General features: G+C 62.8%; 22 protein-coding genes. 13 read left to right on the top strand and 9 right to left on the bottom strand.

Translation table 11 applies throughout. The features are described 5' to 3' along the window. The first annotated feature begins 41 nt into the window (after positions 1-41). Entirely contained in the window at positions 42-1946 is a 1905-nt protein-coding gene (gene htpG, locus C9990_RS22150) for a molecular chaperone HtpG (RefSeq protein WP_106805702.1), read from the top strand. A gap of 173 nt (positions 1947-2119) precedes the next feature. Continuing rightward, positions 2120-2848, top strand: a complete 729-nt coding sequence (locus tag C9990_RS22145; RefSeq protein WP_065901536.1) for a dienelactone hydrolase family protein — start codon at positions 2120-2122, stop codon at positions 2846-2848. 78 nt (positions 2849-2926) lie between these two features. On the opposite strand, the gene C9990_RS22140 is transcribed toward C9990_RS22145, so the two are convergent. Together C9990_RS22140 and C9990_RS22135 are read right to left on the bottom strand one after the other, a co-directional pair. After that, entirely contained in the window at positions 2927-3793 is an 867-nt protein-coding gene (locus C9990_RS22140) for a pirin family protein (protein ID WP_106804689.1), read from the bottom strand. A gap of 64 nt (positions 3794-3857) precedes the next feature. Next, the gene (locus C9990_RS22135) at positions 3858-4274 is read right to left on the bottom strand and encodes an OsmC family protein (RefSeq protein ID WP_065901531.1); all 417 of its coding nucleotides are present in this window, start codon (positions 4272-4274) and stop codon (positions 3858-3860) included. A gap of 140 nt (positions 4275-4414) precedes the next feature. On the opposite strand from C9990_RS22135, the gene C9990_RS22130 reads away from it, so the two are divergent. Together C9990_RS22130 and C9990_RS22125 are read left to right on the top strand one after the other, a co-directional pair. Continuing rightward, a complete protein-coding gene (locus tag C9990_RS22130) occupies positions 4415-5437 on the top strand; it encodes an amidohydrolase family protein (protein WP_106804688.1) in 1023 nt (340 codons plus the stop codon). A 97-nt stretch (positions 5438-5534) separates the two neighbouring features. Next, positions 5535-7160 (top strand): methyl-accepting chemotaxis protein, encoded by a 1626-nt coding sequence (locus C9990_RS22125; protein ID WP_106804687.1) that lies wholly within the window; start codon positions 5535-5537, stop codon positions 7158-7160. 177 nt (positions 7161-7337) lie between these two features. On the opposite strand, the gene fabB is transcribed toward C9990_RS22125, so the two are convergent. From fabB to C9990_RS22100, 5 genes are all read right to left on the bottom strand, one after another. Then, positions 7338-8558 (bottom strand): beta-ketoacyl-ACP synthase I, encoded by a 1221-nt coding sequence (gene fabB / locus C9990_RS22120; RefSeq protein ID WP_017134470.1) that lies wholly within the window; start codon positions 8556-8558, stop codon positions 7338-7340. Between the two features lie 11 nt (positions 8559-8569). Further along, a complete protein-coding gene (gene fabA, locus C9990_RS22115) occupies positions 8570-9085 on the bottom strand; it encodes a 3-hydroxyacyl-[acyl-carrier-protein] dehydratase FabA (RefSeq protein WP_010211704.1) in 516 nt (171 codons plus the stop codon). Between the two features lie 249 nt (positions 9086-9334). Beyond that, positions 9335-11236, bottom strand: coding sequence for an ATP-binding protein (locus C9990_RS22110; RefSeq protein WP_106804686.1), 1902 nt, complete (start codon positions 11234-11236; stop codon positions 9335-9337). Then, positions 11233-12168, bottom strand: a complete 936-nt coding sequence (locus tag C9990_RS22105) for an ABC transporter substrate-binding protein (protein WP_106804685.1) — start codon at positions 12166-12168, stop codon at positions 11233-11235. Before C9990_RS22105 ends, C9990_RS22110 begins: the two co-directional genes overlap by 4 nt. Before the next feature lies 1 nt (position 12169). Next, the gene (locus C9990_RS22100; RefSeq protein WP_318300315.1) at positions 12170-14290 is read right to left on the bottom strand and encodes a TonB-dependent receptor domain-containing protein; all 2121 of its coding nucleotides are present in this window, start codon (positions 14288-14290) and stop codon (positions 12170-12172) included. A 195-nt stretch (positions 14291-14485) separates the two neighbouring features. On the opposite strand from C9990_RS22100, the gene C9990_RS22095 reads away from it, so the two are divergent. From C9990_RS22095 to C9990_RS22055, 9 genes are all read left to right on the top strand, one after another. Then, positions 14486-15511 (top strand): NAD(P)H-dependent glycerol-3-phosphate dehydrogenase, encoded by a 1026-nt coding sequence (locus C9990_RS22095; RefSeq protein WP_106804683.1) that lies wholly within the window; start codon positions 14486-14488, stop codon positions 15509-15511. Between the two features lie 10 nt (positions 15512-15521). Next, positions 15522-15869 carry a DUF4389 domain-containing protein gene (locus C9990_RS22090; protein WP_017846785.1) on the top strand — a complete coding sequence of 116 codons (348 nt, stop codon included), beginning with the start codon at positions 15522-15524 and terminating at the stop codon, positions 15867-15869. Next, positions 15866-16315 carry a phosphohistidine phosphatase SixA gene (gene sixA / locus C9990_RS22085; RefSeq protein ID WP_065901506.1) on the top strand — a complete coding sequence of 150 codons (450 nt, stop codon included), beginning with the start codon at positions 15866-15868 and terminating at the stop codon, positions 16313-16315. The genes C9990_RS22090 and sixA overlap by 4 nt, the downstream gene beginning before the upstream one ends. Positions 16316-16400: 85 nt before the next feature. Then, positions 16401-18050 carry an AMP-binding protein gene (locus C9990_RS22080; RefSeq protein ID WP_106804682.1) on the top strand — a complete coding sequence of 550 codons (1650 nt, stop codon included), beginning with the start codon at positions 16401-16403 and terminating at the stop codon, positions 18048-18050. Positions 18051-18081: 31 nt separating this feature from the next. After that, entirely contained in the window at positions 18082-18525 is a 444-nt protein-coding gene (locus tag C9990_RS22075; protein ID WP_106804681.1) for a hotdog fold thioesterase, read from the top strand. 97 nt (positions 18526-18622) lie between these two features. Beyond that, positions 18623-19426 (top strand): alpha/beta fold hydrolase, encoded by an 804-nt coding sequence (locus C9990_RS22070; protein WP_106804680.1) that lies wholly within the window; start codon positions 18623-18625, stop codon positions 19424-19426. Then, positions 19423-20277 (top strand): alpha/beta hydrolase, encoded by an 855-nt coding sequence (locus C9990_RS22065; RefSeq protein WP_106804679.1) that lies wholly within the window; start codon positions 19423-19425, stop codon positions 20275-20277. The genes C9990_RS22070 and C9990_RS22065 overlap by 4 nt, the downstream gene beginning before the upstream one ends. A gap of 102 nt (positions 20278-20379) precedes the next feature. Then, the gene (locus C9990_RS22060) at positions 20380-21198 is read left to right on the top strand and encodes a DUF4892 domain-containing protein (protein ID WP_106804678.1); all 819 of its coding nucleotides are present in this window, start codon (positions 20380-20382) and stop codon (positions 21196-21198) included. 72 nt (positions 21199-21270) lie between these two features. Continuing rightward, a complete protein-coding gene (locus C9990_RS22055; RefSeq protein ID WP_065901486.1) occupies positions 21271-22332 on the top strand; it encodes an AI-2E family transporter in 1062 nt (353 codons plus the stop codon). A 31-nt stretch (positions 22333-22363) separates the two neighbouring features. On the opposite strand, the gene C9990_RS22050 is transcribed toward C9990_RS22055, so the two are convergent. Further along, positions 22364-23398, bottom strand: coding sequence for a HAMP domain-containing sensor histidine kinase (locus C9990_RS22050; RefSeq protein WP_065901483.1), 1035 nt, complete (start codon positions 23396-23398; stop codon positions 22364-22366). Next, complete coding sequence (locus C9990_RS22045; RefSeq protein ID WP_065901925.1) at positions 23398-24162, bottom strand: response regulator; 765 nt, start codon at positions 24160-24162, stop codon at positions 23398-23400. The genes C9990_RS22050 and C9990_RS22045 overlap by 1 nt, the downstream gene beginning before the upstream one ends. Between the last annotated feature and the right edge of the window lie 244 nt (positions 24163-24406).

Below are 24406 nucleotides of genomic sequence, written 5' to 3'. Positions count from 1 at the left end.
CAAGGGCGCGGCCACTGCCATCCAATTGGAGTTTGATGACCATGAGTGTGGAAACTCAAAAGGAAACCCTGGGCTTCCAGACCGAGGTGAAGCAACTGCTGCACCTCATGATCCATTCGCTGTATTCCAACAAGGAAATCTTCCTTCGCGAATTGATCTCGAACGCCTCTGACGCTGTCGACAAATTACGTTTCGAAGCCCTGTCCAAGCCTGAATTGCTGGAAGGCGGCGCCGAACTGAAAATCCGCGTGAGCTTCGACAAGGACGCCAAGACCGTCACCCTCGAAGACAACGGCATCGGCATGAGCCGCGAAGACGCGATCACCCACCTGGGGACCATCGCCAAATCCGGCACCGCCGACTTCATGAAAAACCTCTCGGGCGACCAGAAGAAGGATTCGCACCTGATCGGCCAGTTCGGCGTGGGCTTCTACTCGGCCTTCATCGTCGCCGACAAGGTGGAAGTTTTCAGCCGCCGCGCCGGCCTCGACGCCAGCGAAGGCGTGCATTGGTCTTCGAAAGGCGAGGGCGAATTCGAAATCGCCACTATCGACAAGGCTGATCGCGGCACGCGCATCGTCCTGCACCTCAAGTCCGGTGAAGATGAATTCGCCGATGGCTGGCGCCTGCGCAACATCGTCAAGAAGTATTCCGACCACATCGCTTTGCCGATCGAACTGCCGAAAGAACCAGCGGCCGCCGAAGGCGAAGAAGCGCCTGCTCAGGAATGGGAAGTGGTCAACCGCGCCAGCGCGCTGTGGACCCGTCCGCGTACCGAGATCAAGGACGAGGAATACCAGGAGTTCTACAAGCACATCGGTCACGACTACGAAAACCCGCTGAGCTGGAGCCACAACAAGGTCGAAGGCAAGCTGGAGTACAGCTCGCTGCTCTATGTGCCGGCCCGCGCGCCGTTCGACCTGTACCAGCGTGAAGCGCCAAAAGGCCTGAAACTCTACGTACAGCGCGTGTTCGTCATGGACCAGGCGGAATCCTTCCTGCCGCTGTACCTGCGCTTCATCAAGGGCGTGGTCGACTCCAACGACCTGTCGCTGAACGTGTCGCGGGAAATCCTGCAAAAAGACCCGATCATCGACTCGATGAAGTCGGCGCTGACCAAGCGCGTGCTCGACATGCTGGAAAAACTGGCGAAGAACGAGCCTGAGCAATACAAGGGCTTCTGGAAAAACTTCGGCCAGGTCATGAAAGAAGGCCCGGCGGAAGATTTTGCCAACAAGGAAAAAATCGCCGGCCTGCTGCGTTTTGCCTCCACCCAGGGCGACGACGGCGAGCAGAACGTTGCCCTGGCCGAATACCTGGCACGCGCCAAGGAAGGCCAGGACAAGATCTACTACCTCACCGGCGAAACCTACGCGCAGGTCAAGAACAGCCCGCACCTGGAAGTCTTCCGCAAGAAAGGCATCGAAGTGCTGCTGCTGACCGACCGTATCGATGAGTGGCTGATGAGCTACCTCAACGAGTTCGACGGCAAATCCTTCGTCGACGTGGCTCGTGGTGACCTGGACCTGGGTAACCTCGACTCCGAAGAAGAGAAGAAAGAAGCCGAAGAAGTCGCCAAGTCCAAAGAAGGCCTGGTTGAGCGGATCAAGGCGTCCCTGGGCGACGCGGTCAGCGAGGTGCGGGTTTCCCACCGCCTCACCGATTCCCCGGCGATCCTGGCTATCGGCGAGCAGGACCTGGGCATGCAGATGCGCCAGATCCTGGAAGCCAGCGGCCAGAAGGTACCGGACTCCAAGCCGATCTTCGAATTCAACCCGGCTCACCCGCTGATCGAGAAACTCGACGGCGAGCAGAGCGAAGAGCGTTTTGGCGACCTGTCGCACATCCTCTTCGACCAGGCGGCCCTGGCCGCTGGCGACAGCCTGAAAGACCCGGCCGCCTATGTGCGCCGACTGAACAAGCTGTTGGTGGAACTGTCGGTTTAACACCGTTGTAGAAAAACCCGCTTCGGCGGGTTTTTTCATTTGTAGCGCTTCACTGCAGGTGCACGCCTGTCGATGAAAAACTCGATGGCACTGCGTTCATTCAGGATGCTCGCGCTATTGTTGACGTTCTTCCCGAGCAAGCGTGCGCCTACACACCTCAACTGGAGTAAATGATGAGCCAAGTCACTGTGCGTTCCGTGGTCTATCAGATTGATGGCCAGTCTTATGAAAGCCGCCTGGCATTCGACGCCAGCCACAAGGGCCCGCTGCCGGGTCTGCTGATGGCGCCGAACTGGATGGGTGTGAGTGCGGGGGCCGAAGAAATCGCCAAGACCGTCGCCAGCAAAGGCTATGTGGTGCTGATCGCCGACCTGTACGGGCAAACGGTGCGCCCATCGAACGGCGATGAAGCCGGTGCTGCGATGATGCCGCTGAAAAATGACCGCCCGTTGTTGAACAAGCGCATGCAAGCAGCGTTTGAGCAACTGCAAGGCCAGACCGAAGCCGCAGTGGACACCTCGAAACTGGCCACCTTTGGCTTCTGTTTCGGCGGCTGCTGCTCTCTGGAGCTGGCGCGTACCGGTGCGCCGCTCAAGGCTGCCGTGTCGTTCCACGGCACCCTCGACACGCCGAACCCGGCGGACGCGAAGAACATCAAGGGTTCCGTGCTGGTGCTGCACGGTGCTTCCGACCCGTTGGTGCCGAAAGAGCAACTGCCGGCCTTTGAAGATGAAATGAACGCGGCCGGTGTGGATTGGCAACTGCTGAGCTACGGCGGTGCGGTGCATTCCTTTACCGACCCGCATGCCAATGTGCCGGGCAAGATGATGTACGACGCAAAGACCGCTGCGCGGGCTTTCCAGTCGATGCATAACTTGCTGGATGAAGTGTTCAAGGGCTGAAGCTTGAGCGCCTGTCAGGGCGTCTTAGCGGCCAAGCCCACTCCCAGTTGAATGTGGGAGCGGGCTTGCCTGCGAAGGCTATCTGACGGGCAACTCGATCCTGTCGGTTTCTCCCGGCACCGTTGGCCAATCCCCAGCCGCCCAGCGCTGCCTGGCCTGCTCGATCAGCGCCGGATCGCTCGCGACAAAATTCCAATTGATCCGCCGTGGTCCATCCAGTGGCGCGCCGCCAAACACCACCAAGTGGCAATCACTGTCGGCAGACAACGTCATTGCCTGCCCGGGCTCCAGCACCACCAGGCTGTTGACCTCCAGCACCTCGCCGTCCAACTGCGCTTCACCGTCCAGCACATACACGGCGCGTTCCTCATGCTCATCCGGGATCAGCAGGGTGGTGGCCGTCTGCATCTGCACCTCGGCATACAGCGTGGGTGACAGCACCGGCACCGGCGATTTCAGGCAGAAGCCGCTGCCCGCGATCATGCGGATCGTCACACCCAGATTGTTACTCACCGGCAGGCTCGCGGCTGGGTGATGGCTGTAGTGCCCTGGCCCGCTTTCGTGGTCCTTGGGCGAGGCCAGCCACACTTGCAGCCCGTGCAGGCTGAAGCCACTGGCCTTGAGCGCCTCGGGCGTGCGCTCGACGTGGGCAATTGCGCTGCCGGCAGTCATCCAGCTGACATCGCCGGCCTGCACCACCTGGTCCGAACCCAGGCTGTCCTTGTGCTGCAGTGCGCCGTCGAACAGGTAGGTCAGGGTCGACAAGCCGATATGCGGGTGCTGGCGGATATTCATGCCGCTGCCCGGTGCGTAGCGGGTGGGCAGCATATGGTCGAAAAACACAAAAGGCCCGACGCTGCGGCATTCCCGCGAAGGCAGCGGGCGCAGGATAGGCTGGCCTTCGACATCTTCGGGGCGCGGGCGGATCACAGTGAGGGCGGTCATGGTGCATCCCAGTCTGAGCGGGTTAGGTGGCTTTGAGCATAACCCGCCCGACGGGAGGTTGCCGCTATTGGCTGAAGGCGCCTTCCGACAATGTTGTCTCGATGGTGACTTCGGCCGTGGTCATCAGCTTGTGCACCGGGCAGCGATCTGCCACGCGATGCAGTTCGTCGCGCTGCTCGTCTGTCAGCACGCCCTTGAGGGTCAGCTTGACGGCGAGCTTGTATTTACCCTTTTGCTCTTCACTGGCGTCGTGGCTGACTTCCACGGTCACGCCGGTCAGCGGGATGTCTTTTTTCTGTGCGTAGAGCTTGACGGTCAAGGCCTTGCACGAGGCCAGCGCGGCATCGAAGTAGTCGTGGGGGGAGGGCGCCGAATCGTCACCGCCCAGGCTTTTGGGCAGGTCGGTAAACAGCTCGTGGTTATTGATGTTGACGCTGTGACGGAAGTTGTCGGCGTTCAACGTATTGACGGTAACTGGCATGGCAAACCTCACAGGGTGGCAGGATGAAGGTCATGCAGTTATAGAGCATGCTGGCACTTCGGTGTTCCGCGATTTTTGCCGGCTGAACCCCGGCAAGGCGCGCAAGGTCTACCAGAGTCAGCCCCTATCGAGGTTTTATCGTGCCCTGGACCCGCCTGAGTCTTGCCCTGTTACTCGCTGCCACCAGCCTGGCCGCCCACGCGCGTGACTATGCCTACAGCGACGCACACCTGCATTACGTGGATTTTTTCCAGGAGACGGCAGGCATGGACAAGCTGCTCAAGGCCATGGCCGATAACCGCATCGAGCACGTGATGATTTCGGGTATCCCGGTGGCGAAGAAATGGCACGAAGACGAACTCAAGCGCCCGCGCTACTACGCCGGTGATGACGCCGATGCCTATTGGTACAGTGCCACCGATGTGATCGTTGCGGCGGCGGTGACGAAACTGACGCCTGAGCAGCGCCAGCACTTCCATCCTTTCCTCAGTGGCTTCAACCCCAACGACAAGAACTCGGCCGCGCACATCCAGCGCATGCTCGACCTCAATCCCGGGCTGTGGCAGGGCATCGGCGAGGTGTTCACCCGCCACGACGACCTGACGGCCCTGACATCCGGCGATACCCCGCGCGCGAATAACGAAGCCATGACCCGCATCTATCATTTGGCGGCCGAGAACGACCTGCCGGTGATGCTGCACTCCAATATCACCTCCAAGCGCGAACGGAATCCGCTGTACCTGGCCGAAGTGGAGGAGTCGCTGCGCAACCACCCGCACACGCGCTTTATCTGGGCGCATGCCGGCACCAGCAAGGAAATCCATCGCCACCAGGTGCAGATGGATTTTTTACTGCCCACCTTGAGTCGGCTGCTGGAGGCCTATCCCAACCTGTACATCGACCTGTCCTGGAGCATGCTCACGCCTTACTTGCTGGATGACGCGGGCAAGCCTCGGCCAGAATGGACAGCGTTGGTGGAGCGCTTCCCGGAGCGTTTTATGCTGGGGTCGGACGTGGTAGGGCGTTTCAACAAGCTGGGTAAGGAGATGCACCGCTTCGAGCCCTTCCTCGACGCGCTTCCTGAGGACATTGCCCACAAGGTGGCGCGGGATAACTTCCTGGCCATCCTGCCTAAAGCGCCTCGCGATTTGCCTCCTCGTTGATATCGCGTTTTGGTCTTACGCAATCGGGCGAGGACGCCGATAACTTTCAGGAGACCGGCTGCAGGTGGATGCAGCGCTTCTGGAAGGAACCTACGCAATGAATGTTCGCAGTTTGAATATCGCCCCACGCGCCGGCTTGGGCTTTGGCGTATTGGCATTGATGGTGTTTGCCCTGGGCGGCTTTGCCCTGTTGCAGATGGCCAATATGCGCCAGCAATCGGATCAGGTGGAGAACAACTGGCTGCCCAGCGTGATGGCGGTGGGGGAGATGAGCCAGGACCTGTTGCGGGTGCGCGCGCTGACCTTGCGCTTGCTGCTTAACCGCGAGCCCGAGGCGCTGGCGCAGAACGAGCGCAAGCTCAATGACCTCAAGAGCGGCTTGCATCACGCGCAGACCCTGTACGAAGCGCTGATCGTGCTGCCCGAGGAGCGCACGCTGTTTGACCGCTTCAAGGTCCAGGAACAGCAATACCTGCAACGCCAGGAACAGGTGATGGGGTTTTCCAGGGCCAATCAGCTGGAGGACGCTATCAGGGTGGTCAACGGCGAAATGAATCAACTCGCCGATGAAATGGCTGCGACCCTGCGCGACCTGGTCAACCTGAATAAGACCAACGCCAACCTGGCGGCAAGCCTGGCGCAGAGTGTGTTCAGCCAGTCGCGCAGTTGGGTGATCGGCATGATCGTGCTCACGGCGTTGATTACCATCGGGCTGGCGGTGTGGCTGACGCGCAGCATTGTGTTGCCATTGGCGCAGTCGTTGAAGGTCGCCCAGGGCGTCGCCAGTGGCGATCTCACCGGCGACATAAGCGTCACCGGCAACGACGAGCCGGCGCGCCTGCAGCAGGCGCTCAAGGGCATGCAGGAGAACCTGCGCGACACTATCCGGCGTATTTCCGAGTCGTCGAACCAGTTGGCGTCGGCTTCCGAGGAACTCAGTTGTGTCACCGAGGACGCCACGCGCGGCCTGCATCAGCAAAACCAGGAAATCGAACAGGCGGCCACGGCGGTCAACCAGATGACGGCAGCGGTGGAGGAAGTGGCGAGTAACGCCGTGGCCACCTCCCAGGCCTCGCGCGAGTCCGACCGCATTGCCCAGCAAGGGCGTGAGCAGGTGCACCAGACGGTGGTGTCCATCGAGGCGCTGGCCACTGACGTGACCGACAACGTGACGCAGGTCGAGGACCTGGCGCAAAAGGTCTATGGCATCAGCAAGGTGCTGGACGTGATCCGCTCGATTGCCGAGCAGACCAACCTGCTCGCACTGAATGCGGCCATCGAGGCGGCGCGGGCCGGGGATGCCGGGCGCGGCTTTGCGGTGGTGGCCGATGAAGTGCGCGCCCTGGCCCACCGTACCCAGCAATCGACCCAGGAAATCGAGCAGATGATCAGCGGCATTCAGCAGGGCACCAACCAGGCGGTCAGCTCGATGCAGCAGAGCAACAGTCGCGCGCGTTCCACCCTGGATATCGCCAAGTCGGCGGGGATGGCACTGGAGGAAATTGCCTCGGCGTTTACCTTGATCAACGAGCGCAACCTGGTGATCGCCAGTGCTTCCGAGCAACAGGCGGCGGTGGCGCGGGAGGTGGATCGCAATTTGATGAACATTCGCGACCTGGCGCACCAGACGTCGACCGGGGCGAACCAGACCAGTGCGGCGAGCCACGAGTTGTCGCGGCTGGCGGTGGACCTGAATTCGATGGTGGCGCGGTTTTCGGTGTAGGGCAGCAGGTCGAGCTGGCGTCATCGCAGGCAAGCCAGCTCCCACATTTGGCTGTATTCACACTTCAAAATGCCGGAGCTGGCTTGCCTGCGATAGAGGCGCCGCGGTCTCGCCTGTAATCACCCACAAAAAAGCCCCGAACCAGTCGGGGCTTTTTATTGGGTCGAGCTACAGGTCTTACTTACCCTGCCAGCGTTTCAGTACCAGGGTGGCGTTGGTGCCACCGAAGCCGAAGCTGTTGCTCATCACGGTGTCGATCTTGGCGTTTTCGACGGTCTTGGTCAGGATCGGCATATCGGCGACGACCGGGTCGATCTCGTCGATGTTGGCCGAACCGGCCATGAAGTTGCCTTCCATCATCAGCAGGCAGTAGATCGCTTCGTGAACGCCGGCGGCGCCCAGGGAGTGACCGGACAGGCTCTTGGTGGAGCTGATGGCTGGCGCCTTGTCGCCGAATACCGCACGCACACCTTCCATTTCCTTGGCGTCACCGACCGGAGTCGACGTGCCGTGGGTGTTCAGGTAGTCGATTGGGGTATCCACGGTGGACATGGCCATCTGCATGCAACGGATGGCGCCTTCACCGCTTGGCGCAACCATGTCGTAGCCGTCGGAGGTCGCGCCGTAGCCGACGATTTCCGCGTAGATCTTGGCGCCACGGGCGAGGGCGTGTTCCAGCTCCTCGACCACCACCATGCCGCCACCGCCGGCGATGACGAAACCGTCACGCTTGGCGTCGTAGGCGCGGGAGGCCTTCTCCGGAGTTTCGTTGTACTGGGTGGACAGTGCGCCCATGGCGTCGAACAGGAACGACTGGCTCCAATGTTCTTCTTCACCGCCGCCGGCGAACACGATGTCCTGCTTGCCCAGCTGGATCTGCTCAACGGCAGTCCCGATGCAGTGGGCGCTGGTCGCGCAGGCGGAGGAGATCGAGTAGTTCACGCCCTTGATCTGGAATGGCGTGGCCAGGCAGGCGGAAACGGTGCTGCCCATGGTCCGCGTGACGCGGTAAGGGCCTACACGCTTGACGCCTTTTTCGCGCAGGATGTCCAGCGCTTCCATCTGGTTCAGGGTGGATGCGCCGCCCGAACCGGCGATCAGGCCGGTGCGTACGTTCGAAACCTGGTCCTCGCTCAGGCCGGAGTCGGCAATCGCGTCTTTCATGGCCAGGTAGGCATAGGCGGCAGCGTGGCCGACGAAGCGGTAGATCTTGCGATCGATCAGTTCTTCGAGGGGCAGGTCGATGGAGCCGGAAACCTGGCTACGCAGACCCATTTCGGCATATTCCGGGTTGAAGCGGATGCCAGGGCGACTTGCACGCAGGTTAGCGGTGACGGTCTCTTTGTCATTGCCCAGGCAAGAAACGATGCCCAGACCAGTGATAACGACGCGGCGCATGCGGATAACCCTTAAAAGTTGTCAGTGGAAGTGAATACGCCGACCCGAAGGCCTTCGGCAGTATAGATCTCGCGACCGTCGACGCTCACCGAACCATCGGCGATGGCGAGGTTCAGCTTGCCCTTGAGGACGCGCTTGATCTGAATGTTGTAGGTGACTTTCTTGGCGGTCGGCAGGACCTGGCCAAAGAACTTCACTTCGCCCGAACCCAGGGCACGGCCGCGGCCCGGCAGGCCTTGCCAGCCGAGGAAGAAACCGACCAGCTGCCACATGGCGTCGAGGCCCAGGCAGCCCGGCATCACAGGGTCGCCTTCGAAATGGCAGGCGAAGAACCACAGGTCCGGGGTGATATCCAGCTCGGCGACCAATTCACCTTTGCCGTACTTGCCACCCTCTTCGCTGATATGGGTGATGCGATCCACCATCAGCATGTTCGGGGCGGGCAGTTGCGCGTTACCTGGGCCGAACAGCTCACCGCGACTGCAGCGCAGCAGGTCTTCCCGAGTAAAGGCGTTTTGTTTGGTCATGCGAGCTCCTCAATAATCCCATGCGGCAGGGTAGGGCAAATCTTCCCGAACCGAATGAAGCGTTCATGCCTCATGTCGGCAGCCTACACATAGACTATTGCGTTGTAGTGAAAGTCACAGCGGCAAGGTACTGAATGTACACTTGTTCACTGAAATTTTAAACCGGGCCTGTTTATCGGCCCGTTTGGGTGCCTAAGACTGCCGCACTTTCGTCTTTCACGCCAGTCGGAAGTGGCTGATGGCGCGGCGCTATTGCACCCAACGCTGCAGTATTTGCTGCAAATCCGTGCGTTTGAACGGCTTGGCCAGGTAATCGTTCATTCCCGCTGCGAGACACGCCTCACGGTCGCCCTGCAGGGCGTTCGCGGTGAGGGCGATAATCGGCAGGTCGGCGCAGCCCGGCAACTGGCGAATCTGGCGGGTCGCTTCATAGCCGTCGATCAGCGGCAGCCGGCAATCCATCAGGATCGCAGTGAAAATCAGGCTCTCGGCGCTGCGGATCGCCTCGGCGCCGTCGGTGGCCAGGCTGACCTGGAAGCCCAGGCTGCGCAGCATGGCTTCGACCACCGTGCGGTTCACCGGATTGTCCTCCACCAGCAACACATGGCGACCCTCTCCGGCGCTGGTCTTGCCTTCGGCGTTGGCGGCAATCGCCGGCACGCTGTGCTGGTCGACGGCCAGCGGGATTTCCAGGGTAAACACCGAGCCACGGCCTTCTTCGCTCTGGGCGCGCAAAGTGCCACCCATGCGCTCGGCCAAGGTACGGGCGATGGGCAGGCCGAGGCCGGTGCCGCCGTAACGTCTTGAAATGGAACTGTCAGCCTGCTGGAAGGCATCGAACATCAATTCCAGGCGTTCGGCGGAAATCCCGATGCCACTGTCGCGCACGGTGCAGGTGAACCACACCAGTTCATGGTCCAGGGTCTGCCAATGGGGCTCGACGCTGACGGTGCCGTGCTCGGTGAACTTCAGCGCATTGCCGATCAGGTTCACCAGGATCTGGCGGATACGCGTCGGATCGCCCTGCACCCGCAGGGTGTCCATGCCGGGCGGGATCGGCAGTTGCAACGCCAACCCGCGCTGCTGGGCGCTGTGCTGGAAGGCCTGGGCACAGCTGTTGATCAGGTCCGCCAGGTTGAACGGAATGTGCTCCAGCTCGAGGGCGGCGCGCTCGATGCGCGAGAAGTCGAGGATGTCGTTGATGACCTTGAGCAGGTGCTCGGTGGACTCGGAGGCCAGCGCCGCATATTCGGTCTGCTCCTCGGTCATCTCGGTGGTTTCCAGCAACTGCAGCATGCCCAGCACGCCGTTCATCGGCGTGCGCAGCTCATGGCTCATCATCGCCAGGAAGTCCGACTTGGCGTTGTTGGCGCGCTCGGCCTCCTCGCGGGTCTGGATCAACTGCGCCATGGCCTGTTGCTGTTCGCGGCTGGCCTGGTTGAGGCCTTCGGCGAGGTTGTTGATATGCCGCGACAGGTCGCCCAGTTCCGAGTCATCGACAATCGGCAGCGGCGTCTTGTAGTCGCCTTGCTGGATGGCTTTCACCGCGTGGCCCATGGCGCTGATCGGCTGCGACAGGCTGGCGGCCAGGCGCCGTGCGAGCAGGAAGGTAAACAGCAGGGCGAACAGCGCGAGGATCCCGGCCTTGAACAGGATTTCCTGCTGGCGCTGGCTGAACGCGTCGTTGGACATGCCGACAATCACCCGGCCCAAGTAGTCCGCGCGGGGTGCCTTGGGTTCGTTGAGATTGTCCTGGAAAAAGTCGTTGCCCAGCTGGATATGCTGGAGGCGGATCGGCGCCTGGAAGACTTTCACCGACAGCGAGCGGTCATGTTTTTCCGAGGGCTGCTCGACGTAGACGAGGATGTTCTCGCTGCTGTCCTGGATCTCCAGGAAGCGCACGTGGGGCGTGGCCAGCGTGGCGCGCAGCAGGCTGTCGAGCACGTCGTTGTTGCCGGAAATCACCCCGTATTCAGTGGCCGGCGCCAGTTGGTTGGCGATCAGTTGGCCGGTGTGGTCGAGTTCCTGGCGCAGGTCCTGGATACGCACGAAGGTGAAGAAGCTGATCAACAGCAACGTCAGCAACAGCGCCGGGCCCAGGGTGATGAGCTGGGTGCGGGTGTTGATGTCCCAACGACGACGCAAGGTCATGGGTGTTTTTCTCCTTCGGCCAATCGGGCGGCGACGCTGGCGTCGTCCACCTGTTCGATGCCCAGTGAGCGCGCAACTTGCGGGTTGCCGACGACTTTGAAGTGTCTCGGGTACAGCGCGCGCGGCCAGGTGGCGGGCGGTTGTTCAAGCAAATGGTCGAGCACGCTCAGCCAGTCGGCCTGGTCGCTGTAAGTGCTGGCCAGGCTGCCGGCCCGCACGAACCCGGCGTTCGGCCCCACCAACGGCAATTGTTGGGCGTAGCTGCTGAGCAACAGGTTCTTCGCGGTTTTCGGGTTGTAGAGTTGTGGATCGTCGAGGCCGAGCAGCACGTCGCTGTTTCTGAACAGCGATTGCAGCGGGCGGCTGTCGTTAATGTTGTCCCAGCGCTGTGGCACGATTTCCAGGCCCAGCAGCGTGGCCTGCTGGCGTAACTCGGGCAGCAGGAATTCGCTGTCGGCGCTGTAGAGCACGCCAATGCGCTGCGCTTGCGGCAGGATATTGTTGATCAGGCGCAGTTGGCGCTCCAGCGGCGGGTCGCTCCACAGCAGGGTAATGCGTGGATGCTGGGTGCTGCCCGGCCGTTCATGGGCTTGCAGGCGGCTGATGCGCAGCACCAGGGTCGGCGGGCCCTGCGCGTCCTGCAGGCGCCAGTCGAGGCCGGGCAGGTCGAGCAGGATCAGGCGGGTCGTGGCCGGCAGGTGGCTGGGGGCCGGCAGGTCCTTGAGGGGCGTGAAGGTGACGTGGTCCTGCGGTCGTTGCTCGGCCAGGGCCTTGGTAAAGGCCTGCACGCCGGCACCGTCCTCGGCGGCGGTCAACAGGATCTCGGCACTCCAGGCCGGTGTGGCCAGCAACAGGCAGGCCAGCAGCACGCTGCGCCGGCAGAGTGTGTAGAGGTCAATAAAGAAGAAGGTCATCCGTGACGAGTCGCCCATATCAGAACTCTAACTCCGCGCTGAAGTAGAGTACGTGACGGTGGTCGTAATTGTTATCGGCCCATGTCGTGGGCTGGTTATCGAGGCGTTGTTGCAGCATGCCGGCCAGCTCCACGTTGGCTTTGCCCAGGGCAATACGCTTGGCCACGCGCAGGTCGACCCGTTCGAAGCGATATTGGTTGAGTGCGTCGTCGCCATAGTAGAACAGCGCGCTGGACCAGCCGTGGCCCCATTCGCGCAACCAGCCGGCCGAGCCACTGTTACGCGCGGTCTGCGCTTTGTCCAGCGGATTGCTGGAGCTGGCATCCACATAAGCATAGGTGAGCCGCAGGCGGTCGGCGTTGCTCATGCGCCAGTCGAATTGCGATTCGGCACCGCTGAACCGTGCGCTGTTGGCGTTGCTGGCAATGTACTGGTTGTTGCGCAGCGGCGAGCTGATCATGTCGGTGATTTCGTCGTAGAACAGCTTGACGTCCATGTTCAGCCCGATATCGGCAAAGAAACCGTTGTAGCCCAGTTCCCGCGAGCGCATCAGTTCTTTGTCGAGGTTGCCCGGGCCGCGCGTCTTCACGAAGTACTGGCCGCTGGTCTGGCCATAGGCCGGGGAGCTGAGGTTGGTGACGCGATAGCTCCAGTTGACATTGTTTTCGAACATGTCCGGCGAGCGGATTGCCTCGGAGTACACCGCGCGCAGGCCATGGCGCGGGTTGATCAGGTAGTTGACCGCCACCCGTGGCGTCAGCGAGTTGCCGCTCAGGTGCGTGTCTTCATACATCGCGCCGCCCTGCAGCAGCCAATGTTCGCTGGCGCGCCATTCCAGTTGGCCGAACAGGCGCCAGGTAGTGTCGTCCAGGGTGCCGTTGAAGTAGGTGTCGGAATCGGCCCGGTCGTAGCGATAATTCATACCACTGACCAGGCGCAGGCTGTCGGACAGGCTGAGGGTGTCCTGGACCTCGATGTCGTAGCGGCTTTCGCGGGTGCTCTGGTCGATATCGCCGCACACGCTCTGGTTGTTGCCGTCGCGCCACTGGTCCAGCACCCGGTTGGCCAGCGCTTGCTCGGCGGCGCTGCCGGGTGGTGCGCTGCCCTGGCTGTAGGTGTCCATGTGGCGGGCGAGCAGCTCGGCGTAGTTGGGGTTCATCTGCCACAACTGGGTCAGTTCCGGACTGAACGAGACCTTGGCGTCGCAGGCCTTCCAGACTTGCTGGCGGTCCCACTGTTGCGCAGAGCCCTGGATGTACAGGCTGTGGTCGGGGTTGAAGTCGAAATTCCAGCGCAGGGAGCCGGCATAGTCCTTGGACTTGACGTCGGAATTGTTACCGCCTTCGGTAATACCGGCGAAGACCGGGGTGTAGGTATAAGGCCGTTGATTGGTGCCTTCCTTGGCATCCAGTTGCCAGTCGATACTCTGCTGCGCATTCAACGTCTGGCTCACCGCCAGGCTGAAGCGGTTGAGGCGGCGGCTGTCACGGCGATCGGCGCCGCTGGCGTCAGTGTCGAAACCGTCGTCCTGCTGGCCGGACAGCGACAAGCGCAGGTCGCCGGTTTCCCAGCCCACGCCCTGGCTGGCATAGAAGTCATTGATGCCCCGTTCGCCGCGCACCACCTTGACCCTTGAACCATGGCTGTTGGTCGGCGAGCGCGTGAGGATATTGACCACCGCCATCAATGCGTTGGCGCCGTAACTGACGGTGTTGGGCCCGCGAAAAACCTCGATGCGCTCGATGTCTTCCATGGCCACCGGAATATCGCTCCAGTCCACCGTCGCCAGGCCGGCGCGGTACACCGAACGGCCGTCGATCAGCACCTGCATGCGCCGCGCATCGCTGGCGCTGGTGCCGTGGTAGTTCACTGCCGCCTGGTTGCCGGTGGTGTAGCCGACCATCATCCCCGGTACCAGGCGCAGCAGTTCGCTGATGTCGCGTGCGCCGCTGGCCTTGATCAGCTCGCTGTCGATCACGGTCATGCTGCCGGGCACCGCGGCGGCCGATTGCTTCAGGCGCGTGGCGGTCAACACTTGCGGCAGCGGCTGGCTGTCGAGGAACAGGTCGTCGGCCAATACCGGTGCACTGCACAACAGCATCAGCCACAGAGATGAACGGGGAGGAGGGCCCAAATACACGGCACGGCCTTGATAATTACGGATAGCCGCCCATGTTAACTGAGGTAGGGTCTTTTGCCAGTCGTCGGACTTGCAATTACTTCACCCGCGCGCGGCATTTTCCGACAAGCGTACGAATTGATACGGGGGCTGGCCGCAAGCGGGTCGCTCCGTATAATGCCGCCATCGCCACTGGTATGGATTAACGGATTGCATATGACTGAACAGCGCCCTATTGCGGTCCTGGGAGGCGGAAGTTTTGGTACCGCCGTGGCTAACCTGCTGGCCGAGAACGGCCATCCGGTACGGCAGTGGATGCGTGATCCCGAGCAGGCCGAGGCCATTCGGGTGCACCGCGAAAATCCGCGTTACCTCAAGGGCATCAAGATTCTTCCCGGGGTCGAGCCGGTCACAGACCTGCTGGCCACCCTGACCGAGTGCGACCTGTGCTTCGTCGCCCTGCCTTCCAGCGCCTTGCGCTCGGTGCTGGCGCCGCACGCCGACCGGTTGGCGGGCAAGCTGCTGGTCAGCCTGACCAAGGGCATCGAGGCGCAGACCTTCAAGCTGATGAGCGAGATCCTCGAAGAGATCGCCCCGCAGGCGCGCATCGGCGTGCTCTCCGGGCCGAACCTGGCGCGGGAAGTGGCCGAGCACGCGCTGACCGCCACCGTGATCGCCAGCGAAGATGAAGCGTTGTGCGAGCGCGTGCAGGCGGTGCTGCATGGCCGCACCTTCCGCGTCTACGCCAGCAGTGACCGCTTTGGCGTCGAGCTGGGCGGCGCGTTGAAGAACGTCTACGCGATCATCGCCGGCATGGCCGTGGCGCTGGGCATGGGCGAAAACACCAAGAGCATGCTGATCACCCGCGCCCTGGCAGAAATGACCCGCTTTGCGGTGAACCAGGGCGCCAACCCGATGACCTTCCTCGGGCTGGCGGGCGTGGGCGACTTGATCGTCACCTGCTCGTCGCCGAAAAGCCGCAACTACCAGGTAGGGTTCGCCCTCGGCCAGGGCCTGAGCCTGGACGACGCGGTGACGCGGCTCGGCGAAGTGGCCGAAGGGGTCAACACCCTCAAGGTGCTCAAGGCCAAGGCCCAGGAAGTCGGCGTGTACATGCCGCTGGTCGCCGGGCTGCACGCGATCCTGTTCGAAGGGCGCACCTTGAACCAGGTCATCGAGCTGTTGATGCGGGCCGAGCCTAAAACCGATGTCGATTTTATTTCCACCAGTGGTTTCAACTGAGGAGCGCGTCATGAACGATCCCAAAGCAGCCCCCAAGTACGAGTCGATTGCCCTGCGCATCCTGTGGATGCTGGTGTTTGCCCTGGTGTGGCAAGTCGCGCAGTTCCTGCTCGGCGCGTTGGTGGTGGTGCAACTGATCTACCGCCTGGTCTACGGCGCCCCGAACCTGGGCCTGATGAACTTCGGCGACAGCCTCAGCCAATTCCTCGCGCAGATCGGCCGTTTCGGCAGCTTCCATACCGAGCAGAAGCCCTGGCCTTTCGCCGATTGGCCAACCCCACGTGCACCTGAGGGCGAGGCCGCCCACAGCGTGCCGCCGGCACCGCACCCGGTACGCGATGAAGAGCCGAAACTGTGAAGCTCTGGGTCTTGCGCCACGGCGAGGCCGAAGGGCATGCACGGTCGGACGCCGAGCGTAACCTCACCGAGCATGGCCGCGCCGAAGTGTTGCGCAGTGCTGCGCACCTGATCGGCCAGCCGCTCAGTGCCATCCTCGCCAGCCCCTATGTGCGGGCGCAGCAGACCGCGCACCTGGTGCGCGAGGCCTTGGGCTTTCAACCCGAGATTCGCACGGTGCCGTGGCTGACCCCCGACGGCAACCCGCAGCAGGTGCTGGAAAAGCTCGACACCGATGACAACGTGCTGCTGGTCAGCCATCAGCCGCTGGTCGGCAGCTTGATCAGCTTTCTGCAGCATGGCCATCTGCGCCAGCCGCAGCCGATGTATACCGCCAGTCTGGCGGAACTGGAAGGCGACTTCCCGCTGGCCGGGCTGATGAGCCTGGTCAGCGTGAACAATCCGTAGGCGTTATCGCGGCTTTGTGTGTGCTATATAGTCAACCGAGCAAGTGCTTGGTTGGCTATCGTCGGACCACAAAGGAGCGCGTCCCATGCCCGTCGCTTTTCGTTTGCCGTTGCAGGTCTTCTTCGAACGTGAAGCGCGTCATCCGCGCAAGACTTTGCTGGTGCAGCCCGTTGGCGGGGGAGTCGTACACTCCCTCACCTGGGGCGAAGTCGGCCACCAGGCCCGTTGCGCCGCGCACTGGCTGCGCGCGCGCGAGCTGCCCGCCGGTTCGCACATTGCCCTGATCTCGAAAAACTGTGCCCACTGGATCATCGCCGACCTGGCAATCTGGATGGCCGGGCATGTCTCGGTGCCGCTGTACCCCAACCTGACTGCCGACTCCGTCGCCCATGTGCTGACCCATTCCGAGGCGGCCCTGGTGTTTATCGGCAAACTCGACGACTGGCCCGCCATGGCCCCCGGGGTCCCCGCAGGCGTGCCGACAGTTAGCCTGCCGCTATGCCCGGCGGGCGCATTCGACTTCAGTTGGGACGACCTGCAAGCCTGTCCGCCGATTGAGGATGAGCCGCTGCCCGCCGCGTCGGACCTGGCCACCATCATCTACACCTCAGGAACCACCGGCCTGCCCAAAGGCGTGATGCACAGCTTTGGCGCCCTGGGTTTTGCGGCCACGCGCGGCACCGCGTTGTTCGGTTTGGGCGAGGACGACCGCCTGCTGTCCTACCTGCCGCTGTGCCACGTGGCCGAGCGGATGTTTGTGGAAATGGCGGCGATCTACACTGGGCAAACCGTGTTTTTCGCCGAAAGCCTCGACACCTTCCTGGCTGACCTGCGCAGGGCCAGGCCGACCGCGCTGTTCGGGGTGCCGCGGATCTGGACCAAATTCCAGCTGGGCGTCTACGCCAAGATCCCGCAAAAACGCCTCGACACCTTGCTGCGCCTGCCGTTTATCGGCAAGCGCGTGGGCCACAAAGTGCTGGCAGGCTTGGGCCTGGATGCATTGCGCATTGCGCTGTCCGGCGCAGCGCCGGTGCCCGAGGCGTTGCTGCGCTGGTACCAGCGCCTGGGCCTGGATGTGCTTGAGGTGTATGGCATGACCGAAAGCTGTGGCTACTCCCACGTCTGCCGCCCCGGCCAGCAGACCCTCGGCTGGATCGGCCTGCCGTGCCCGGAGGTCGAGGTGCGTATCGACCCAACCGGCGAAGTGCAGGTGCGCAGCGGTGCGACCATGCTCGGCTATTTCAAGGACCCGGATAAGACCGCCGAAACCGTCACTGCCGACGGTTTCCTGCGCACCGGTGACAAGGGCGAGCAGGACGCCGACGGCCGCCTGCGCCTGACCGGGCGACTCAAGGAAATCTTCAAGACCAGCAAAGGCAAGTACGTGGCCCCGGCGCCGATTGAAAACCGCCTGGCCGAGCACGCGCGCATCGAGCAGGTGTGCGTGGTCGGCGATGGCCTGACGGCGCCGATGGGCTTGTGCGTGCTGTCGGCCCCGGGCCAGGACAGGCACGCGTTGCAGGCCAGCCTGGAGCGCTGGCTGGAACAGGTCAACGCGGTGCTGGACAAGCATGAGCGCTTGCGCCAACTGGTGGTGGTCAAGGACAACTGGGCAGTGGAGAACGGCTTCCTGACCCCGACCTTGAAGATCAAGCGCAACGTGATCGAGTCGACTTACGGCGCACAGTTCCCCGACTGGAGCGCGCGCACCGAGGCGATTGTGTGGCAGGATTAGGGGCGTAATAAAACCAATAAGGACACTGTGTATGAGCTTGTGGCGCACCCAACCGAATATCGAGCAACTCAACGCGATTCAGAAAAACACCATCGGTGAACTGCTGGATATCCGCTTTGAAAGTTTTGACGATGAGTCCCTGACCGCCAGCATGGTGGTCGATCACCGCACCCATCAGCCCTATGGCCTGCTGCATGGCGGTGCGTCGGTGGTGCTGGCCGAGAGCGTCGGCTCCATGGCGGCCTACATGTGTATCGACCCGAGCAAGTTCTATTGCGTCGGCCTTGAGGTCAACGCCAACCACCTGCGCGGTGTGCGCAGCGGTCGCGTGACGGCGGTGGCCAGGGCCATCCATATCGGCCGCACCACCCAGGTGTGGGACATTCGCCTGACCAGCGACGACGGCAAGGCCAGTTGCGTATCGCGCCTGACCATGGCGGTGGTGCCGCTGGGCGAGAACCCGCCGGCGCGATAGGCGTGGCGTGAGTGTCACCATTCCTGGCGGTTACAGTCATTGCTGTGGAGCGCCGGCGTGGTGACAATCAATCTCTGTATTTGTCGATGGGTCCGCTATGTCGCAGCACGTGTTTTTCGCCCATGCCAATGGGTTTCCTTCGGCCACCTACGGCAAGCTGTTCGCCGCCCTGGCCCCGGAATACGCGGTGGCTCACCTGCCGCAGCACGGTCACGACCCCCGGTTTCCGGTGGACGATAACTGGCAGAACCTGGTGGACGAGTTGATCCACCATCTTGAGCAGCAACCGGAACCGGTGTGGGGCGTGGGCCATTCCCTCGGTGGCGTGCTGCATTTGCACGCGGCCATGCGCTGCCCGCAGCTGTACCGCGGGGTGGTGATGCTGGATTCGCCGGTGCTGACCCGCGCCGACCGCTGGGTGATTCGCGCCGCCAAGCGCTTTGGCTTTATCGACCGCCTGACCCCGGCCGGGCGCACCTTGGGTCGGCGTGAAGAGTTTTCCGACCTGGACGCCGCGCGCAGCTACTTTGCCGGCAAGACGCTGTTTCGCGGCTTCGACCCCGAATGTTTTGACGCTTACCTGCAACATGGCCTGCAGCAGGTCGGCGATCGCCTGCGCCTGCGCTTCGACCCGGCCACCGAAATCAGCATCTACCGAGGCGTGCCCCACACCAGCCCGGGCCAAGTGCGTCAATTGAAAGTGCCGTTGGCGGTGGTGCGCGGCCGGCAGAGCAGGGTGGTGATGCGTCACCATGCCAGCGGCGTCGGGCGCCTGCCCATGGGCGAAATGCTCACCATGCCCGGCGGCCACATGTTCCCCCTTGAGCGCCCACAGGACACCGCGGCCCTGATCAAGAACCTGTTTGCCCGCTGGCAAGCCCGCGAGCGCAGTTGCGCATGAGTACGCCCGTCGAAGAAGTGCGCTTGAGCCTGCCGCATATCGAGTTGGCGGCCCATCTGTTCGGCCCCGAGGACGGCGTGCCGGTGATCGCCCTGCATGGCTGGCTGGATAACGCCAACAGCTTCGCGCGCCTGGCGCCGAAGCTTGCCGGCTTGCGCATTGTCGCCCTCGACATGGCCGGGCATGGACACTCGGCGCATCGTCCTGCAGGCGCCGGGTATGCCTTGTGGGATTACGTGTTTGACGTGCTGCAAGTGGCCGAACAGTTGGGCTGGAAACGTTTTGCATTACTTGGCCACTCCCTCGGCGCCATCGTCTCGCTGGTACTGGCCGGAGCCTTGCCCGAGCGCATTACGCACCTGGGATTGATCGACGGCGTAGTCCCGCCCACCGCCAGCGGCGAGACTGCCGCCGAGCGGCTGGGCATGGCCTTGCAGGCGCAATTGAACCTGCAGGACAAGCGCAAGCCGGTCTACGGCACCCTGGATCGGGCGGTTGAAGCGCGCATGAAAGGCGTGGTGGCCGTCAGCCGGGAAGCTGCCGAACTGCTGGCCCAGCGCGGTTTGATGCCGGTACCAGGGGGTTATACCTGGCGCACGGACAGCCGCCTGACGCTGGCATCGCCGATGCGTCTGACGGATGAGCAGGCGATGGCTTTCGTGCGGCGTGTGGCGTGCCCGACACAGTTGGTGGTCGCCGCCGACGGCATGCTGGCGAAACATTCCGAATTGCTTTCTCAGCTGCCTTTCTCGGTCACCACGCTGCCGGGCGGCCATCATTTACACTTGAATGATGAGCCCGGCGCAGCTCTTGTTGCAGACTGTTTCAATCGGTTCTTCTCCACGCCTTGACTTGGCGCGGTCAACTGCCGAGGCTGGGCGGATTGAAAGGGAGTCAACCATGTACGATCTCAACACCGCTGCGACCTCCAATGGCCAGGGCTCACCGATCCGATGAGCCTGGGTAAAGGATGTATCCGCTTCCTCGGGCTGTGTGCTTTCAGCCCTCTGGTATTCGCCGCCGACGCACCGGGCAGTCAGGACCTGCCCAGCGTAGCTCGCCAGGTCGACGCACAAATCGTGGATTACCGCCCCGCTGAAGAAAAGGAACGCATCTACCCCATGGGCGCGATCCGCAAGATCAGCGGCCAGTTGCGTTACGAGGGCCAGGCCACCGCCCGTGGGCAAGCCACGGCGATCACCTATGAACTGCCCGCCGAGCACACCTCCAGCGCCGCGTTCACCGCGACCCGCGAAGCGTTGCAGGCCAAGGGGGCGCAACTGTTGTTCTGGTGCCAGGCCCGCGATTGCGGCGAGAGCAGCCTGTGGGCCAACGAAGTGTTCGGCAATGCCAAGCTGATGGGCGCCGATGGCCAGCAGGAATACCTGCTCTTGCGTCTCGCAGCCCCGCAGGATAATTCGCTGGTGGCGCTGTACGGCATCACCCGCGGCAATCGCCGCGCCTATCTGCATGTGGAACAACTGGACGCCAACGCGCCACTGGGCGACCTGCTGCCCACCTCGGCGACCCTGTTGCGCGAGTTGAAAAGCACTGGCGAGCTGGATTTCCCCACGTTGGGCGGCGAGCCTGACGACACCTGGCTGACCCTGATCTCCCGCGGCTTGAACCTGGACGCCACGTTGCGCGTCAGCCTGACCGGCGCCAGTGCCGAAGCCTGGCGCCAAGCCCTGGTCGACAAAGGTGTGCGCGCCGCGCGCATGGAAACCGGCACCGCTGAAGCCAAAGGCCTGCACCTGCATCTGATACGCTGACCGTTACAAGGCGGACGGACCCGTGCCGTTCGCCTAAGCTCTCCTCCTACAGCCTTTTTCTAGAGATACCCCATGCTCAATAACGATCGCCTGCTGGTGCAAATCCTGCTGCTGGTGCTGTTCGGTGCCAGCTTCTGGGTCATGGCGCCGTTCTGGTCGGCGCTGTTCTGGGGCGCGGTACTGGCGTTTGCCAGTTGGCCGGTGATGCGCTTGCTCACGCGCGCGCTGGGCGGCCGTGAATCCCTGGCGGCCGGGATCCTGACCCTGGTCTGGATGCTGCTGGTGGCGGTACCGCTGGTGTGGCTGGGCTTCAACCTGGCGGATCATGTGCGTGATGCCGTGGCGTTGATCAAGGATATTCAGGTCGACGGCTTGCCCGAAGCCCCCGCGTGGCTGGGCTCGATCCCGGTGGTTGGCGAGCGGCTGGTGGCGATGTGGGACAGCATCGACCAGCAGGGCGCGGCGCTGATGGTCAGCATCAAGCCGTACCTGGGGCAGGTCGGTAACTGGTTGCTGGCGCGCAGTGCACAGATCGGCGGCGGCATCCTCGAACTGACCCTGAGCCTGGTGTTCGTGTTCTTCTTCTACCGTGACGGGCCGCGCCTGGCCGTATTCGTACACCGTCTGCTGGAGCGGTTGATCGGCGAGCGTGCCGGTTACTACATCGAACTGGTGGCCGGCACGGTACAACGGGTGGTCAACGGTGTGATCGGTACGGCGGCTGCCCAGGCCTTGCTGGCGCTGATCGGCTTCCTGATCGCCGGTGTCCCGGGCGCGCTGGTGCTGGGCATCGTCACCTTCCTGCTCAGCCTGATCCCGATGGGCCCGCCGCTGGTGTGGATCCCGGCCACGGCCTGGCTGGCGTGGAAGGGCGACTACACCTACGCGGTGTTCCTGGGGGTGTGGGGCACGTTCATCATCAGCGGCGTGGACAACGTGCTCAAGCCTTACCTGATCAGCCGTGGCGGCAACCTGCCGCTGGTGATCGTGCTGCTTGGGGTATTTGGCGGGTTGATTGCCTTTGGCTTTATCGGCCTGTTCATCGGCCCGACCTTACTGGCAGTGGCGTACAGCCTGCTGATGGATTGGAGTGCAACCCAGGCGCAAGGGCGGCGCGAAGACACCCGTTCATAACCCGTAGGAGCCGGCTTGCCGGCGCCTGCGTTCAGGCGCGGGGCAGCCACATCACGGCGGTCAAGCCGCCGCCCGGGGTCTCTTCCAGGGTCAGGCTGCCGCCCAGGCGCTCGGCGGCTTCCTTGGAAATCGTCATGCCCAGGCCGACGCCGCCGGAATTGCGATTGCGTGAACCTTCCAGCCGATAGAACGGTTCGAACACGGCCTCACGCTTGTCGGCGGCAATGCCCGGGCCATGGTCGATCACGCGGATGACCAACGCATCGCGGCTGTCCGACAACTCGACGCGCGCCGTGCCGGCATAGCGCAGGGCATTGTCGATCAGGTTGTTGAGGCACGAACGCAAGGCCATCGGTTGCACCTGCAAGGGCGCGCAGGTGCCGGCAAATTGCACATCGGAGCCCTGATCCTGGGCGTTCTCGCTCAACGACTCCACCAGCGCCTGCACATCCAGCCAATGCCGGGTTTCGCTGGTGCGTTGTTCGTGCAGGTAGCTCAACGTGGCGTCGAGCATGCCGATCATGTCATTCAGGTCCTGGCGCATCTGGCCTTGCAGCTTGACGTCGTCGATCTGCTCCAGGCGCAGCTTGAGGCGTGACAGCGGGGTGCGCAGGTCGTGGGAGACGGCACCGAGCATGCGTGCGCGTTGGCTGACCTGCTCGCGGATGCGTCGCTGCATCAGGTTGAAAGTCGATGCTGCCTGCTTGGCCTCTCGCGGGCCCAGTTCGTCGAGGGGCGGGCTGTCGAGGTCCAGGCTCAGGCGTTCGGCGGCTTCACTCAGGCGCTGGATCGGTCGGCTCAGCAACTTGGCGCCATACCAGGCGGCGATGATCAGCGAGATGAACTGGAACGTCAGTGGCACTGCCGGGCCGTTGAACCAAGAGCGCTTATGCTTGGGCAACAGCTTCATCGTGCCGTCCGGCTGCTCGACGAAAGTGCCCTGCGGCGGTGGCGGCGGCGGACCGTAATGGTGAAACCAGAAGAACCCCAGCAGGTGGGCCAGCACAATTGCCACCAGCAACACGCCGAACAGCCGCCCGAACAGCGTGTTGAAGGGGGCCCGCATCAGCCGATATCCCGGGCGTCGAACAGGTAGCCTTCGCCGCGCACAGTCTTGATCAGTTGCGGGGCCTTCGGGTCATCCCCGAGTTTTTGCCGCAGGCGCGACACCAGCAGATCGATGCTGCGATCAAAGGCTTCGATCGAACGGCCACGGGCGGCATCCAGCAATTGCTCACGGCTCAATACCCGACGCGGGCGCTCGATAAACACCCACAGCAGGCGGAATTCGGCGTTGGACAGCGGCACGACCAGGCCATCGTCGGCCACCAGTTGACGCAACACACTGTTAAGCCGCCAGTTATCGAAGCGAATATTCGCGCGCTGCTCGGTGCGGTCATCCCGCACTCGGCGCAGGATGGTCTGGATACGCGCCACCAACTCGCGCGGCTCGAACGGCTTGGACATATAGTCGTCGGCCCCCAGTTCCAGGCCGATAATGCGGTCGGTGGGCTCGCAGCGGGCGGTGAGCATCAGGATCGGGATGTCCGATTCGGCGCGCAACCAGCGGCACAGCGACAGCCCATCCTCGCCCGGCAGCATCAGGTCGAGCACCACCACATCAAAGGTTTCGGCTTGCATGGCCTGGCGCATCGCTGCGCCGTCGGTCACGCCGGTCGCGAGAATATTGAAGCGCGCGAGGTAGTCGATCAGCAGTTCGCGGATCGGCACATCGTCGTCAACGATCAGCGCGCGGGTGTTCCAGCGCTTGTCATCGGCGATCGCCGCGCCTTTTTGCTCGTCATTTACAGGGACGGAAGGGGTATGCATAGTGCGATCATCTGCCTGGTTGTTGCGGTCAGCATAGGCGCCCAGCCCCATGGCTGGAAGTGCTGGTCGGTGGGTCGTGCGGGCGAGGCTAGCCCTGGGGCGTGTTGGGCGCATGTCGTGAATGTATCAATTTTGAAATAATTCCCGGAAATGCCCGACTGACGGCGGTTGGTCAGTATTTACCGATCATCGGATCCCGCAACGGCGCCGCTTGCGCTACAATCCGCGCCGATTTCGACTTGCC

This window comes from Pseudomonas sp. S5D5, from assembly GCF_003013355.1.
Classification (GTDB): Bacteria; Pseudomonadota; Gammaproteobacteria; order Pseudomonadales; family Pseudomonadaceae; genus Aquipseudomonas; species Aquipseudomonas aylmerensis.
Note: the sequence above shows the minus strand (reverse complement) of the source record. Positions and strands in the feature narration are given on the sequence as shown.

Excerpts from the sequence above, each read along its gene's own strand:
- htpG (WP_106805702.1), top strand. The coding sequence starts at position 42 with ATGAGTGTGGAAACTCAAAAGGAAACCCTGGGCTTCCAGACCGAGGTG.
- C9990_RS22145 (WP_065901536.1), top strand. The coding sequence starts at position 2,120 with ATGAGCCAAGTCACTGTGCGTTCCGTGGTCTATCAGATTGATGGCCAG.
- C9990_RS22140 (WP_106804689.1), bottom strand. The coding sequence starts at position 3,793 with ATGACCGCCCTCACTGTGATCCGCCCGCGCCCCGAAGATGTCGAAGGC.
- C9990_RS22135 (WP_065901531.1), bottom strand. The coding sequence starts at position 4,274 with ATGCCAGTTACCGTCAATACGTTGAACGCCGACAACTTCCGTCACAGC.
- C9990_RS22125 (WP_106804687.1), top strand. The coding sequence starts at position 5,535 with ATGAATGTTCGCAGTTTGAATATCGCCCCACGCGCCGGCTTGGGCTTT.
- fabB (WP_017134470.1), bottom strand. The coding sequence starts at position 8,558 with ATGCGCCGCGTCGTTATCACTGGTCTGGGCATCGTTTCTTGCCTGGGC.
- fabA (WP_010211704.1), bottom strand. The coding sequence starts at position 9,085 with ATGACCAAACAAAACGCCTTTACTCGGGAAGACCTGCTGCGCTGCAGT.
- C9990_RS22110 (WP_106804686.1), bottom strand. The coding sequence starts at position 11,236 with ATGACCTTGCGTCGTCGTTGGGACATCAACACCCGCACCCAGCTCATC.
- C9990_RS22105 (WP_106804685.1), bottom strand. The coding sequence starts at position 12,168 with ATGGGCGACTCGTCACGGATGACCTTCTTCTTTATTGACCTCTACACA.
- C9990_RS22095 (WP_106804683.1), top strand. The coding sequence starts at position 14,486 with ATGACTGAACAGCGCCCTATTGCGGTCCTGGGAGGCGGAAGTTTTGGT.
- C9990_RS22090 (WP_017846785.1), top strand. The coding sequence starts at position 15,522 with ATGAACGATCCCAAAGCAGCCCCCAAGTACGAGTCGATTGCCCTGCGC.
- C9990_RS22080 (WP_106804682.1), top strand. The coding sequence starts at position 16,401 with ATGCCCGTCGCTTTTCGTTTGCCGTTGCAGGTCTTCTTCGAACGTGAA.
- C9990_RS22075 (WP_106804681.1), top strand. The coding sequence starts at position 18,082 with ATGAGCTTGTGGCGCACCCAACCGAATATCGAGCAACTCAACGCGATT.
- C9990_RS22070 (WP_106804680.1), top strand. The coding sequence starts at position 18,623 with ATGTCGCAGCACGTGTTTTTCGCCCATGCCAATGGGTTTCCTTCGGCC.
- C9990_RS22065 (WP_106804679.1), top strand. The coding sequence starts at position 19,423 with ATGAGTACGCCCGTCGAAGAAGTGCGCTTGAGCCTGCCGCATATCGAG.
- C9990_RS22060 (WP_106804678.1), top strand. The coding sequence starts at position 20,380 with ATGAGCCTGGGTAAAGGATGTATCCGCTTCCTCGGGCTGTGTGCTTTC.
- C9990_RS22055 (WP_065901486.1), top strand. The coding sequence starts at position 21,271 with ATGCTCAATAACGATCGCCTGCTGGTGCAAATCCTGCTGCTGGTGCTG.
- C9990_RS22050 (WP_065901483.1), bottom strand. The coding sequence starts at position 23,398 with ATGCGGGCCCCCTTCAACACGCTGTTCGGGCGGCTGTTCGGCGTGTTG.
- C9990_RS22045 (WP_065901925.1), bottom strand. The coding sequence starts at position 24,162 with ATGCATACCCCTTCCGTCCCTGTAAATGACGAGCAAAAAGGCGCGGCG.